The following is a 14,493-nucleotide window of genomic DNA, read 5'->3' on the forward strand; positions in this document are numbered from 1 at the left end:
ACGTATTTCAAATAGGAGATGGATGAAATGGAACAACAATATGTCCAAGTAATGACGATCGCTGGATCAGATAGTGATGGAAGTGCAGGGATGCAAGCAGACTTGCATACGTTTTTTACAAGAAAGGTCTATGGGGTATCTGTTTTGACTGCTTGTGTCGCTGGAAATTCTTATGGAATCGGTGCAAGTGTTCCTTTACCTACAGATTTTATCGATAAAGAATTTGAACTGATTGCAGAGGATTACCAAGTCAAAGCAGCAAAGACGGGGATGCTAGCAGATGCGACATTGATCAATACCGTGGTCAAAAATATTCAAAGGTATGATTTCGGTCCCTTGGTCGTTGATCCAGTCATCATGACGAAACATGGCAATCAATTATTGGAAGAAGAAGCATTGACTACATTAAAAACAGCATTACTGCCATTGGCAGAAGTAGTGACCCCTAATTTTTATGAAGCCGAAAAACTAACTGGTCTCAAATTGAGAACAGAAGAAGACTATGAAAAAGCGGCTAAGATCCTCCAAGAGCTGGGACCCAAAAATGTTCTGATCAAAGGACATCATACTAGTGATTCCAATCAACAAACAGTGAGGGATTATGTTCGTTTAGCTTCAGGAAAAACATTTTGGTTAGAAGCACCATTTTATGCAACAGATCGCATCAATGGAACAGGTGATTCTTTATCTGCGTGTATTGCTGCTGAATTAGCAAAAGGAGAAACAGTGGAAGCAGCCATCCGTATTGCGAAACAATATGTCAATCAAGCAATCAAAGAAGAACTTTTTATTGGACATAAATATGGCCCAATCAATCATTGGGCGGCAAGTACGATCGACTAACTGATAGCAAAAATGATTTTAAACAGCACTCCCCTGATAGCTACTAGTGCATCCTAATGGATTCTGGTGGTTCTCAGGGGAGTTTGTTGATTAAGTAGATAACTTTAGAAAAATAAGTAGTTGTTTTTTGAAAAATAGTTAAACACTGTCTGGACTCCAACTAACTCACCTCTAACAAAATAGTCTCATAAAATAACCTTTTTTTCATCTTTCTTACATCCTTTGTTAATTTTTTTGTGTTATTATATGCTACGTGGTTAGTATGCCTTGGTTTTTAGAAAGCGCAAACAAAAAATAATCTTTAGTAGGAGAAGGTTTATGAAAGCAATTCTATATCGTGTGCTAAGAAGACGTCAATTTATTTATATGTTAGCTTTTATGGTAGTTCTAGGTTTATCTTGCTTGTTTACATATGGTATCATTGGGCAATACCCATGGAAGGGAGGGTATGACGAACCGACCAGTCTTTATTCATTGCATATGCTTGTTATTCCTGCGGTTACTTTAATAACGTTTAAGTTTTCTTTTTCATTGCTTGCAACGATTCCGATCGGTGATATTTTAGCGGAAGATCGCCAGAGTGGTTATATGAAATCGATGGTGTCTCACATCACGTTAAAAAAGTATTTGATCAATCATTTTTTGTTGGCTTTTCTCATTGGTGGATGCTTAGTGGTTATTCCTGTCCTTGTTAATTTTATTAGCCTCCTGTTTTTTATACCTGTGACGCCTTTGCATCGATTTTATAGTATGTTTTTGGTCCCTTCTGATGAATTCATGCCCCATTTGTATTATGACCATCCAAGCATCTATTTGTTAGTGCGAAGTGCCTTTCTCTTTTTGTATGGTGGCTGTCTCTCTTTATTTGCTAGTATTTGCGCTTATTTAACACATAATCGTTACCTTGCTATCTTGATTCCAATGTTTTTTGTGTTAGTCAGCGATATGTTGATCAGTGTGTTGCGTGCTGCAAAATATAGTTTGAGTGATCAATTTATTGGTACAGAAAATCTTCAGTTGACAGGCGTTTTGTTTGTCATAACTATACTGCTATTTGCAGTCATGACGGTGATCTATGGGGTGAAGAAGAATGAGATTTAAGCAAACCATTTGCTATTATTTGTCGCTTACTTCACATAAGAAAATCTGGGGATTTTTTTTCATAGGGATGATCTTCAGTTTGGGTAATTTAGTTTATCAGTATTATCAGATGGGACAACAATACGACGAGTTAGATTTACTGCTTTATGGACCATACGGTATTTTAAATGGAGGAATAAATGGATTTATCAGTTCTATTTATTTGATGCTATGGCTGTTTTTTATCCATAGCATAGATAAAAAAACAGAAGAAAATTTTTACTTATTACATGTTAAAACAAAGTTGAAACTATTGGTGAATAAGGATCTAATCATAGTTTTGAGTCTGATCCTCTACATAATTTTCGTTTTCCTGGGATTTATTTTCGCCTACCTCATCATGTACGCTCTCGTTAAGGGAGAATTGGTGGAGGCAGAGCTAACTTTATTGAATGTTGGTAAGATCGCAGCCATCAAGTACTTACAATTTCTATTTATGGGACATCTTTTTCTCTTATTAAATAGAGTAATTAGAAATTATTTAGTCGTTGTATTAATGGTTATGACAGTATTTATTATAAACTTAGTTGACTCATTTCCGGCTTTTAATCTCGTGTTTATCGTTAATAGACAACAAATAATGGCTCAAGGTACATTTATCGCTTGGCTTGGTTTATTGATTTCTCTGAACCTTTTGCTTTTTGCAGCAAAATATACAGTCATTCTACTAAGGAGGTCCAACCAATGGTGCTTACCTCGATCATGATAGTCACTAGACGGATGATCAGTTTTACCTTTACCTATGGGAAAAAATGGTGGATCTCTACTGGGGTGTTTTTGATAGGTTACCTTTTAGCGATTAAGTATATGTATCCTAGGATTCTTTTTGATGGAGAAAGTATCCTTACTTTCTTGTTTCAAGGTCCTTATCCTATTCATAACTATACAGACTATTTACTTCCTTATCTTTGGCTTTTGTTTCATCTGTTCTCATTGCTATTTATTTTTTTCCCGATCATTGAATTATTGGAAACACAAAGTATTTTTTTATTGATCCGGATCAAAAGTAGACGTAAATTGGCAATTTCAATTTTTCTTACGATCATAGTGGATTGTTTTGCCTATCTTCTCATTTTTTTCAGCGTACTTTTTTTTATTTTTTATTCCGCTGATTTTTGGTCGTTGGCTGTTATACACTATAGCTTTCTTTTATTTTCGACGCTAATCTTGCTTAATTTTTTAGCCACATTCATTTATTTTATTTATTCAAACGGTATCTTCTCGTTATTGATTTGCATGGGCATGTTGGTTGTTGCAAGTCTAGTCAATTTTAAGTTTATGCCTTATAAATATTCATTGATTCTAACTAATGATATTCATTTCTATTTGACCCATCCTACATTATTCGTGGTTTTAGGAATACAGTTGGGATTATTGTTAGGTTATTTGGTTGGTATTTTATTTTTCATTCGTAGGCACATATTTTAGGAGGGTTTCCATGGCATTTTTAGAAATAAAAGAAGTAACCGTTGAAAGAAAAAAACAACGAATCCTTAATGAGGCAACGATTTCAGCTGAGCTTGGTGACGTTGTAGGTTTCATCGGTCAAAATGGTTCGGGTAAAACAATGCTTTTTAAAGCAATTTGTGGCTTTATTCGTCTTTCAAAAGGAAAGATCAAGGTAGGGGAAGAAACAATCGGCAAAGAAGTAGACTTTCCTTCTCATACAGGAATGTTGATTGAAAATCCTGGATTTATTGGTTCGATGACAGGTTTTGATAATTTATATAGCTTGTCGTTATTGACTGATAATGTCAAAAAAGCTGAGATTGTTGAACTATTAACACTCGTAGGTTTATTGGATAAACAGAAAGTTAAGGTTGCCAACTATTCTTTAGGAATGAAACAACGTTTAGGAATCGCACAAGCGTTGATGGGCGACCCGACGATGATCATTTTAGATGAGCCTTTTAATGGGTTGGATAATCAAGGCATCGAATTATTGATCGAGATTATTGAAGAATTGAAGTTAAGAAATAAGCTAGTCTTGCTGACTAGTCATCGAAACGAAGATTTGCAAAGAGTTTGCACCAAATTTTATCAAGTTGATCGTGGAAGTCTTTCAAGAATTGAGGTATCGAATGATGAAAAAAAGTAAAATTTTCTTTTTTTGTCTAGGCGGTTCAATAATCTTAGCAGTCGCAGCAACTCGTATTATCGAAATCAATCGTGGAGTACCCAAATCATTTGCAATTACCACTTACCATTTGAACGACGTAGTCTCTTTAAATGATTTAGAACTTACTGTTTTAAACTATTCTAAAGGAAAGTCCTATCATTATGATGGTGGGAACCCGATGGACCAATATGAGTTTATGCCTGTGACAGTTACAGTAAACGTCAAAAATATATCGCCGGATGCCCAGGATTTGGCAATTTTGAAAGAAAGTCGGTTATTTAGTGGCTACAACTATTACAATACAGGTGATGTTGACTTTCCGCAACAGGTACTAGATCCTCAACAGCAAACGACGCTTACATATGTCTACACGGTCGATGCAGAAAAAGTAGAAGAATCCTTTCAATTTGTGTTAACAACTCAAGCTTTACTTCGATTTGATCAAGCGAATTATCATGTTAGTTACGATAAAGGAGTCTATAAAGGTGTAGCTATCCAGCTATGATCGTTCCAATTCAATGGAAATTTTGAAGGGTCTCTTTTTTTCTTAATACTGTAAAGACAGCTCAACAAAAGAAACTCCCTTAGCAGCCTTTGAGAAATCTGCTAAGGGAGTTTCTTTCTTGAAATATCCTATCAATGAAATAAGGTTGTCATTACAACTGTTGATTATTGAAGGAAAAATAGGTTACAAAATCGGTGAGAATAGTCTGGAGATTTGTTGTTTGAACAGCAACCAATTTGACATTTCTTTGATTGTTTCAGTAGTCATCGGATTGCTTGCTTGTTCATCAAGTACAAATTGGTCGGCTAGTTGTTGCAAGAAAGCTGGATCATAAATGATTGCACTACTTTCAAAATTCAAACGATAGCTACGAATATCTTGGTTGGCTGATCCGACTATGCAGATTTCGTCGTCCATGATCAATGTTTTCGCATGTAAAAAGCCATTTTCATAAACTAAGATCTGTACATTTTCTTTGATCAATTGGCGAGCGTAGTACTGAGTTGCTCGGTAGATGAAAGGATGATCTGGTTTGTTAGGGATCATGATTTTCACCTCTACGCCAGAAGCGGCAGCGATTTTTAACGCAGCAATCACACTCTCATCAGGTACTAAATAAGGTGTTTGGATCCATACACGTTTTTTTGCTGAACTGATCAGCTTGATAAAGGATAACTTTATCTGTTCCCGTTCATTGTTCGGTCCGCTAGATACAAGTTGGATCGATGTTTGGTATAGTTGATCCTGATCTTCTTTCTCTGCTTTAAAGAAATAATCTAAATGATAGCCGACTTTTTTTTGATCTGGAACAGAGACATTCCAGTCCATTAAAAAGCGTAGTTGTAGTAATGAGGCTGCGGCGCCATAGATACGGATATGTGTATCACGCCAATAGCCGAATTTTTTTGTATGATTGACGTATTGATTGGCAATATTGAATCCGCCTGTGTAGCCGATCTTGCCGTCAACCACAATGATTTTCCGGTGATCATGGTAATTCAGACGGAAGCGTAGAAGTGCCCGCTGGGAAGTGATGAATGTATGGACATGACCGCCATTTTCGACTAACTTTTTAAAATCTTTTGTTTTTGTGCCATGAGAACCAAAGGCATCATAGAGTAAGCGGACTTCGACACCTTCTGCTGCTTTTTTTTCCAATACTTTTAAGATCTGTTGACCGATGTTGTCGGTAACAAAAGCATAATATTCGATATGGATGGAGTGCTTGGCTGCTTCGATATCTTTCAGCACAGCAGTTAATTTTTCTTGACCGTCTGTCAGGAGTGTGACGGCGTTTTTTCGAGTGAGTGGCATTTGATTCAAGGATGAAAAGAAATCAACGAAGTGCTGATGATCTTCATTCTGGATGATGGGATCATAATGTTCCAAGGTATCTCCCTTGAAATCTTGGAAATTCTCCAGTTCTCTCAAATCACTCTGACGGAGATGGAATTTTTTCTTGTCGGTCAACCCCCGGCCAAAGAAAAGGTAGAGAATAAAACCAAAACCAGGTAAAGCAAATAAAACGAGCAACCATGCCCAGATCGCTGCGACGTCACGAGGTTTGATCAAGATAGTTACAAGTGCAATAAGTGCGTTCAGTACATATAAGAAAGTAATAATGCTTCCTACCACGAGTGAATCCTCCTTTATATAATAACACTAGTATAGCATGAGAAAGGTGAGAAGCCTATTCACAAGAAAACAAAGGTGGAAATTTTTTGAAAATATCATGAGCGATAAGCAAAAGTTGTTGCAATTTAAAAATAAATCATGTAGGATAAAAGTACAGTTGAATATCTCCTTAGGGGAGTAACCGACAACATTTGTTGTGATAATATCAACAGTAAGTTAACCAAATGGTTTTCTGGTATTGTATGAAATGGTGAGACCTAAGACAAATCCGCATTTGTCTTAGGTCTCTTTTTTTTCAGGCGATAGCGGAAACACTAACTAAAATGGGGGATGAAAGTTGGAAAACAAGGAACACGCACAATCAACGGTCTACAAAGAATCGATCGACACGTTGATGCAACAAACGCAAAGCTCACCTGATGGGTTGAGTAGTACGCAAGCAAAAGAAAAATTGGAAAGAGATGGCTTGAACCAACTGAAAGAAGCGCCGAAGAAGCCAACTTGGAAACTGTTTCTCGAAACTTTTAAAGACGCGATGGTAATTGTGTTACTAGTTGTTGCCTTGATTCAAATGGTGATGGGTGATTATATCGAATTTTTCGTTATCTTTGCCGTGTTGCTATTGAACTCAGTGATCAGTGTGATCCAAACGAAAAAAGCAGAAGGTTCGCTTGAAGCGTTGAAAAACCTTTCTGCACCAGATGCAAAAGTGATTCGTGACGGAAAAGAAATGACGATTCCAGCGAATGAACTAGTGGTTGGTGATATCGTTCTACTTGATGCAGGTGACTATGTACCGGCGGATGGACGATTATTAGAAGCTGGTTCACTAAAAGTTGACGAAGGAATGTTGACCGGTGAATCGACCTCAGCTGAAAAAGAAGTGGTCGAAATCACTCAAACTGTACCGATCGGCGATCGCTCGAACATGGTGTTTAGCGGGACGATCATTACTTATGGTCGTGGGAAATTCTTAGTGACTGCTACAGGAAACAATACAGAAATCGGTGAAGTAGCTGGTTTATTAGAATCAACAACGGAACAAGTGACACCACTACAACGTGGGCTAGATAAATTCAGTAAGAAGTTAAGTTTAGCCATTTTAGGCTTATCATTGGTGATTTTAGGTATCCAGTTATTCCGTATCTATATGGGTGGCGGAACAGGAGATATGACGGCAGATATCGTTAGTGCCATCATGTTTGCAGTTGCGGTTGCCGTAGCAGCGATTCCTGAAGCATTGCAGTCGATCGTAACGATCGTCTTGTCACTTGGAACCAATAAAATGGCGAAGCGACATGCTATCATCCGTAAACTTCCAGCCGTAGAAACATTAGGCTCAACGAGTATCATTTGTACAGATAAAACTGGAACATTGACACAAAACAAAATGACGGTTGTTGACTATTATTTAGCCAATGGAGCAACTGGTGATTTTTCAAATGATCCAAAAAACTGGTCTGTCGATGAACGTCGTTTAGTTGAGATCAGTGTCTTGGCAAATGATGCGTCGATCAGTGAAGATGGTTCAAAATTAGGCGATCCTACAGAAGTAGCTTTTATTGACTTCAGTGAAAAAATGAACCAACCTTATCGTGAGATCCGTCAAACGTATCCAAGACAAGCGGAATTACCATTTGACTCGGATCGAAAATTGATGTCGACAGCACATGAAATCGACAATCAACAATTCTTATTTGTCAAAGGTGGACCTGATATCGTCTTTGGTCGTAGTACAAAAGCGTTGGTAAATGGTGAAGTCGTGCCAATGACAGACGAGTTAAGAAAAAAATTCCAAGAACAAAACGAAGCATTCTCAAATCGCGCATTGCGTGTATTAGCCTTTGCTTACCGTCCAATCAATAGCTTAGAATTATCATTTGATGATGAAGATGATTTGATTTTAGTCGGTATCATGGCAATGATCGATCCGCCAAGAGAAGAAGTCACACAAGCGGTGAAAGAAGCGAAAAGTGCTGGAATCAAAACGATCATGATTACTGGGGACCACAAAACAACTGCGGTAGCTATTGCAAAAGAAATCGGTATTTTTGCTGAGGGTGACCAAGCGTTGACTGGTACAGAATTAGATGAGTTATCAGAAGATCAATTGAATGAAGTATTAGAAAAAGTAACCGTTTATGCTCGTGTATCTCCGGAAAATAAAATCCGTATCGTGCGTGCTTGGCAAACAAAAGGTCATATCTCTGCGATGACAGGGGACGGAGTGAATGACGCTCCTGCCTTGAAACAAGCAGATATCGGTATTGCAATGGGTACAGGTACTGACGTAGCCAAAGATGCTGCGGCAATGGTTCTGACAGATGATAATTTTGCATCGATCGTCAGTGCAGTGGAAGTAGGACGTAATGTCTTTGATAATATCAAAAAGGCTATCTCTTACTTGTTCTCAGGAAACTTAGGTGCGATCATCGCAATCATCTTTGCTTTGATTGCGGATTGGTCAAATCCATTTACAGCTTTACAATTATTGTTCATCAACTTAGTCAATGACTCATTACCGGCAATCGCGTTAGGAACTGAAAAAGCAGAGCCAGCGACAATGAAACGTCCGCCAAGAGATCCAAATTCAGGTATCTTTACGGACAAAACATTGATTTCTGTAACGTATCGTGGCGTATTGATCGGTATTGCAGTTATTTTTGCTCAATGGTTAGGAATGCAACATTCTCCTGAATTTGGTGTAGCGATGTCGTTTACAACATTGATTTGGTGTCGTACGTTGCAAACATTCCCTGCTCGTTCAAATACGCAAACAGCGATCCAAGCTGGTTTCTTCTCAAACCGCAGTGTGCTATTAGCAGTTGCTGTATGTAGTGCGCTTTACTGTATTGCGATGATCCCAGGACTAAAAGAAGTCTTCTCGATCCCAGCAGCATTTGGATTGACTGAAGTCTTCACATGTATCGGAATCGCGCTAGTAACAGTTGTATTGATGGAAATCACTAAGATGATCTTGGTGCGTGTACAAGGAAATAAATAATCATCAAAGACAAAATAGTTCATCTATCACTTACGAATGACGATGAAATTTGATCGTTTTAAGTCTTTCGAATCAAAAAGAAATCCACGAGAATCGTTTCTTCGATTTTCGTGGATTTTGATTTATACTAAGTAACAAGGTTCATCGGTTTCTCTTATATAAATATTTATTCCGAAAAGTGAAAAAGAAAGGAGAATCATCCAAATGGACAAAGAAGAATGGAATACCTTTGCGAAAGACTATTACGAATCACAAAAAGAATCCAGTGCGACGATCGTAGAGGATGTCGTTGCTTATCTAAAAAGCGAGGATTTATTACCAGCTGGATCATTCGCAGATGTTGCCGGTGGTGCAGGGCGTTATCTGCCGTTAGCAAAAGAAATAGATCAATATGAGCTGATTGATTTTTCAGAAGAAATGCTTGTGTATGCTGAACATGAAGCACAAGTACTGGGGCTAAATAACTGTCAATTCATTCTGCAAGACCTTGCTAGTTTTTTACAAGAAGAGAAGATCTATGAACTTGTTTTTTCGGCAGCTAATCCCGCCTTGGTTTCTTGTGAACAATTGGAAAAACTGCGTAGGAAAGCGACGAGAGCTTGTTTGATCCTAAGAGTAGTCTCCTCAGAAGATAATGTCTTCGTACCCCTTGAAAGGCATTTAGGGATCGAGGAATCTGACCCTAACACCTCGCCAACTATTATGGATCGGTTTGAGACGTATTTAGCAAAGAAACACCTTTCTTATAAGAGAACTGAATTCACTTATGATTCACAGGAAGAAGTCACGGCTTCATTTTTGCGGGCTTATTATGAAGAAATGCAAGATGATCCACGTTTCCAGTCGGCTCTCCAAGAATTATTTAAAAACAGTGAGACAATTCAGAGTACAAATAAACTGACCTATCGATTATTGACTATCTATTAGTCAACGATCGAGGTCAGTTTTTTGCATTCATTATTTTTCTTTGTAAAAACGAATATCATTTTCTACTTTATAGATCGAGTAAGGTAGATCTGAATGATATTCAGCTGTTTCACCATTTCCCGGTAATGTTTCATTGAAGATCTTTTCATATTGATCAACCGTCAATGCTTCACGGTTATCTAACATCGCTTGATTGTCTTCTTTGGATAAGAAGTTTTGATAGCCTTCTTCTAAATATCCAGTGAAAAATTCACTCACAGCACCAGAACCATAGCTGAATAATCCGATACGGGCACCCGATTTCAATGCTTGAGAGTTTTCCAATAAAGAAATCAACCCCAAATAAAGGGACCCAGTGTATAGATTTCCTATTCGTCGACTATAGGTGATGCCTTCTTCATAACGAGCCATCAAACGTTTTTGCGTTGCCTCATCTGTTTCTTCGATCACACTTTGTAACGCTTTTTTCCCCATTTTTGTGTAAGGAATATGGAAGGTAAGCGCATCATAATCAGCAAGTGTTCGACCTGTTGTTTCTTTATATCTATTCCAGACTTTTTGGAAAGACTCAATATAAGTAGAGTTGGACAAAGGACCATCTACTACAGGATATTGACTATAATTTGGACGCCAAAAGTCATAAATATCTTCTGTTAAAAAGACGCTGTGGTCTTCAAGAGAAAGAATCCGAGGGTTTTGTGTGATCATCATAGCGACCGCACCTACACCTTGAGTCACTTCACCACCACTTGCTAAACCGTAGCGGGCGATATCGCTCGCAATCACTAAGACTTTACGATCTGGATGATTTTTGACATATTCTTTTGCCATGTGCAAAGCTGCTGTTCCCCCGTAACAAGCTTCTTTTACTTCGAATGAACGAGCAAAAGGTTGAACTTTTAACAAATGATGGATGATCACAGCACTTGCCTTTGATTGGTCGATGCCTGATTCGGTACCTACAATGACCATATCGATTTTTTCACGATCTTCTTCTGTGACGATTTTACTCGCTGCATTTGCTCCTAGCGTGACGATGTCTTCATAAACTTGATTGACAGCCATCTGATCTTGACCGATCCCGATATGGTATTTGGCAGGATCATCTCCACGTCTGTTTGCTAATTCAGTCATATCTAAAAATAAATTAGGAATAAAAAAGGAAAGACGATCAATCCCTATTTTCATTTCAACACCTCTTTACTCATGATAAAAAACTTACTTTATTAAAGTATCACAAAATCGCTAAAAGAAATACAAAAAAGCTAATTTTTAAGGATTTGTAAAAAAATATAGCGCTTTTTTTAAAAGGTGTATGTTATATTTGTATTTCCGGTAAAGAATGGTATATTTTTGTAGGAGATACTTGACAGTTAGAAAATAATCAACTGTCCATCTTTTATACAATTTAATAAGAAGTGTATTTTAATTTTTACGAAACCATTCACATTGTTCTATCCATTTGATATAGACAAACGTTTTGAAGAATGTCTCGTCGGTTACAGCGTGACGTTTTTCGCAAATATATGAGAAATAAGGAGGGAATCCGTTTGCGCAAAAGATTGTAACACCTATAAATCCGTCGCGTTTTATGTAATACGTGGATGAGTAAATTTATAGGCTTTGGCAACGGGTGGCTTAACTTGAAGGAAGTCGTTATTATAGATGCTGCACGAACACCGATTGGAAAGTATCGTGGTAGCTTAAGCAGTTATTCTGCTGTTGAGTTGGGAACATTCATTACAACAGAAATCCTTGAACGAACAGGGATAAACAAAGAAGCAATCAATCAAGTCATTTTTGGAAATGTGCTTCAAGCAGGGAATGGGCAAAATGTTGCACGACAAATTGCGATCAATAGCGGAATCCCCGTAAGTGTTCCGGCAATGACAATCAATGAAGTTTGTGGATCTGGGATGAAATCAGTGATCCTTGCGCGTCAACAAATCCAACTAGGCGAAGCGGACCTGATCATAGCCGGTGGTGTTGAAAGCATGACTAGAGCGCCGATGATCCAAGTGAGCGATCCAGAAAACGAGAAAATCGAAGAAATCTCAAGTATGGTCAATGATGGATTAACCGATGCATTTTCCAATACTCATATGGGACTGACAGCAGAAAATGTGGCAAAACAATTTTCTGTGACGAGAGCAGAGCAAGATCAATATGCACTGGCTTCACAATTAAAAGCAGCACAAGCCAGCGAGTCAGGGGTCTTCAAGGAGGAAATCATTCCAATTTCCCGTAATGAAGAAGTATTTGCAACAGATGAAGCAGTGCGAGGAAATAGTACATTAGAAAAATTAAGCACCTTACGGACGGTTTTTGCGGAGGACGGCACAGTTACTGCTGGAAATGCTTCACCTTTGAACGATGGTGGCTCTGTACTGATCTTAGCGTCGAAAGACTATGCGATTGCTCATGACTTACCGTATTTAGCTACGATCAAAGGAGTCTCTGAAGTTGGGATCGATCCAAGTATCATGGGGGTAGCTCCAATCAAAGCAATCAATACCTTGATGGAGAAAACAGAGCTTTCCTTGGACGACATCGATCTATTTGAAATTAACGAAGCGTTTGCTGCGTCATCGATCGTTGTGAATCGTGAATTGAATCTCCCATCAGAGAAAGTCAATATTTATGGTGGTGCGATTGCGTTAGGCCATCCGATTGGTGCTAGTGGCGCTCGTATCTTGACTACTTTAGGCTATGCGTTAAGAAGGCAGCACCAACGATACGGAGTAGCTTCATTATGTATTGGTGGCGGTCTTGGATTAGCTGTTCTTTTGGAAGCTAATTTGCAACAAACTGGTGATAACGAAAAAAAAAAGTTTTATGAACTAACGCCAGAACAACGTAGACAGCGATTAGTTCAAGAAAAAGTGATTTCTCAAGCAGAAGCAACAGGTTTTAAAGAATCTGTTTTAACAGAAGATATCGCCAACCATTTGATTGAAAATCAAATCAGCCAAGTAGAGATCCCATTAGGTGTCGCATTGAATTTTCAAGTGAACGGTCAAAAAAAATGGATTCCTATGGCAACGGAAGAACCTTCTGTAATTGCTGCAGCGAGCAATGGTGCAAAAATATGTGGCGATATCAGCGTTCAGATACCCCGACGATTGATGCGTGGGCAAATCGTCTTGACTGGTCGTTGTGATTATCGAAAAATCAAAGAAGTCATTGAAGCAAGAAAACCAGAATTGGTCACTTGTGCAAACGAAAGCTATCCTTCGATCGTCAAGCGTGGTGGAGGTGTCCGAGAAATTTCTACTCGAGAATTTATGGGGAGCGAGCATGCCTATCTTTCACTTGATTTTTTAGTGGATGTCAAAGATGCGATGGGGGCGAATATCATCAACTCGATTTTGGAAGGAGTTGCGGTTCGTATCAAAGAATGGTTCCCTGAAGAAGAAATCTTGTTCAGTATCTTAAGTAATCTGGCGACTGAATCTTTAGCGATCGCGACTTGTATGATTCCTTTTGAGCGATTGGCAAAGGACAAAGAAACGGGTCAGCTGATTGCTGAAAAGATTCGTCAAGCGAGTGAATACGCAAAGTTGGATCCTTATCGGGCAACGACCCACAACAAAGGAATCATGAATGGTATCGAAGCGGTCATCTTAGCCACAGGAAATGATACACGAGCAGCCGCAGCGGCTATTCATGCCTATGCTGCTCGAAATGGTAGTTACCAAGGGTTGACTGACTGGCAAATCAAGGAAGATCATTTGGTAGGGAAATTGACGGTTCCTTTAGCTGTCGCGACAGTAGGGGGGGCTTCCCGCGTCTTACCGAAAGCGAAAGCTTCTTTAGATATGTTAGCAATTGATTCTGCACAAGAATTGGCACAAGTGATTGCAGCTGTTGGTTTAGCACAAAACCTGGCGGCACTGCGTGCACTTGTTAGTGACGGTATCCAAAAAGGACATATGTCCTTACAAGCGAGAGCATTGGCAATCACAGTTGGTGCCAAAGGGGACGAAATCGAGAGAGTTGCCGCAAAGCTTAGGGAATCAGGAACGATCAACCAACAAAGCGCACTAGCTGCCTTAGAAGCTATCCAGGCGAGCAAAAACTAGGAATAATTTGCGAAATGGGCGTAGTAGCTGAGGGAAAATGACAAATAATTTTCATTATTATAACGTGCCTCTCAAAACACATAAAAAAATACCTATGCTAAGTATGAAGAATCTATAATCTGAAATTTATTTTTTTCATAAGAGACCATCACGTCTTTTTATGCTATTTTCATTTTTATGTGAGGTTGTATAATATTAAACAAAACGTAACAGACCTTGTCGATTAAAGGTTTTCTGT

11 protein-coding genes are annotated in these 14,493 nt (G+C 38.5%); 9 read left to right on the forward strand and 2 right to left on the reverse strand.

What is annotated here, in order from left to right:
- Positions 1-27: 27 nt before the first annotated feature.
- From thiD to IGJ14_RS04965, 6 genes are all read left to right on the forward strand, one after another.
- Positions 28-843 (forward strand): bifunctional hydroxymethylpyrimidine kinase/phosphomethylpyrimidine kinase, encoded by an 816-nt coding sequence (gene thiD, locus IGJ14_RS04940; RefSeq protein ID WP_065096600.1) that lies wholly within the window; start codon positions 28-30, stop codon positions 841-843.
- Positions 844-1,161: 318 nt separating this feature from the next.
- Positions 1,162-1,944: a hypothetical protein gene (locus tag IGJ14_RS04945; RefSeq protein WP_019724304.1), complete on the forward strand. Its 783-nt coding sequence runs from the start codon at positions 1,162-1,164 to the stop codon at positions 1,942-1,944.
- On the forward strand, positions 1,934-2,689 hold the full coding sequence (locus IGJ14_RS04950) for a hypothetical protein (protein ID WP_019724305.1): 756 nt from the start codon (positions 1,934-1,936) through the stop codon (positions 2,687-2,689). The genes IGJ14_RS04945 and IGJ14_RS04950 overlap by 11 nt, the downstream gene beginning before the upstream one ends.
- Positions 2,668-3,411, forward strand: coding sequence for a hypothetical protein (locus tag IGJ14_RS04955; protein ID WP_019724306.1), 744 nt, complete (start codon positions 2,668-2,670; stop codon positions 3,409-3,411). Before IGJ14_RS04950 ends, IGJ14_RS04955 begins: the two co-directional genes overlap by 22 nt.
- Positions 3,412-3,421: 10 nt before the next feature.
- Positions 3,422-4,081, forward strand: coding sequence for an ATP-binding cassette domain-containing protein (locus tag IGJ14_RS04960; protein WP_019724307.1), 660 nt, complete (start codon positions 3,422-3,424; stop codon positions 4,079-4,081).
- A complete protein-coding gene (locus IGJ14_RS04965; protein ID WP_155756830.1) occupies positions 4,068-4,607 on the forward strand; it encodes a hypothetical protein in 540 nt (179 codons plus the stop codon). The genes IGJ14_RS04960 and IGJ14_RS04965 overlap by 14 nt, the downstream gene beginning before the upstream one ends.
- A gap of 183 nt (positions 4,608-4,790) precedes the next feature.
- On the opposite strand, the gene cls is transcribed toward IGJ14_RS04965, so the two are convergent.
- Positions 4,791-6,242 (reverse strand): cardiolipin synthase, encoded by a 1,452-nt coding sequence (gene cls / locus IGJ14_RS04970; RefSeq protein WP_195273961.1) that lies wholly within the window; start codon positions 6,240-6,242, stop codon positions 4,791-4,793.
- Between the two features lie 337 nt (positions 6,243-6,579).
- Here cls and IGJ14_RS04975 point away from each other — a divergent pair, with 337 nt between their 5' ends.
- On the forward strand, positions 6,580-9,246 hold the full coding sequence (locus IGJ14_RS04975; RefSeq protein WP_430608354.1) for a cation-translocating P-type ATPase: 2,667 nt from the start codon (positions 6,580-6,582) through the stop codon (positions 9,244-9,246).
- 204 nt (positions 9,247-9,450) lie between these two features.
- Positions 9,451-10,173 (forward strand): class I SAM-dependent methyltransferase, encoded by a 723-nt coding sequence (locus tag IGJ14_RS04980; RefSeq protein ID WP_195273958.1) that lies wholly within the window; start codon positions 9,451-9,453, stop codon positions 10,171-10,173.
- 30 nt (positions 10,174-10,203) lie between these two features.
- Here the strand turns inward: IGJ14_RS04980 and IGJ14_RS04985 are convergent, their stop codons facing one another.
- Positions 10,204-11,361, reverse strand: a complete 1,158-nt coding sequence (locus tag IGJ14_RS04985) for a hydroxymethylglutaryl-CoA synthase (RefSeq protein WP_062805420.1) — start codon at positions 11,359-11,361, stop codon at positions 10,204-10,206.
- A gap of 455 nt (positions 11,362-11,816) precedes the next feature.
- Between IGJ14_RS04985 and IGJ14_RS04990 the strand changes: the two genes are divergently transcribed.
- On the forward strand, positions 11,817-14,255 hold the full coding sequence (locus IGJ14_RS04990; RefSeq protein ID WP_081277455.1) for a hydroxymethylglutaryl-CoA reductase, degradative: 2,439 nt from the start codon (positions 11,817-11,819) through the stop codon (positions 14,253-14,255).
- Positions 14,256-14,493 lie beyond the last annotated feature (238 nt).

The organism is Enterococcus sp. DIV1304_2 (assembly GCF_050555445.1).
GTDB lineage: Bacteria > Bacillota > Bacilli > Lactobacillales > Enterococcaceae > Enterococcus_B > Enterococcus_B pernyi.

Bases quoted from the DNA above. Each gene is read 5' to 3' on its own strand.
- IGJ14_RS04985 (WP_062805420.1), bottom strand. From the start codon at position 11,361: ATGAAAATAGGGATTGATCGTCTTTCCTTTTTTATTCCTAATTTATTT.
- IGJ14_RS04945 (WP_019724304.1), top strand. From the start codon at position 1,162: ATGAAAGCAATTCTATATCGTGTGCTAAGAAGACGTCAATTTATTTAT.
- IGJ14_RS04965 (WP_155756830.1), top strand. From the start codon at position 4,068: ATGAAAAAAAGTAAAATTTTCTTTTTTTGTCTAGGCGGTTCAATAATC.
- IGJ14_RS04960 (WP_019724307.1), top strand. From the start codon at position 3,422: ATGGCATTTTTAGAAATAAAAGAAGTAACCGTTGAAAGAAAAAAACAA.
- IGJ14_RS04955 (WP_019724306.1), top strand. From the start codon at position 2,668: ATGGTGCTTACCTCGATCATGATAGTCACTAGACGGATGATCAGTTTT.
- thiD (WP_065096600.1), top strand. From the start codon at position 28: ATGGAACAACAATATGTCCAAGTAATGACGATCGCTGGATCAGATAGT.
- IGJ14_RS04950 (WP_019724305.1), top strand. From the start codon at position 1,934: ATGAGATTTAAGCAAACCATTTGCTATTATTTGTCGCTTACTTCACAT.
- IGJ14_RS04980 (WP_195273958.1), top strand. From the start codon at position 9,451: ATGGACAAAGAAGAATGGAATACCTTTGCGAAAGACTATTACGAATCA.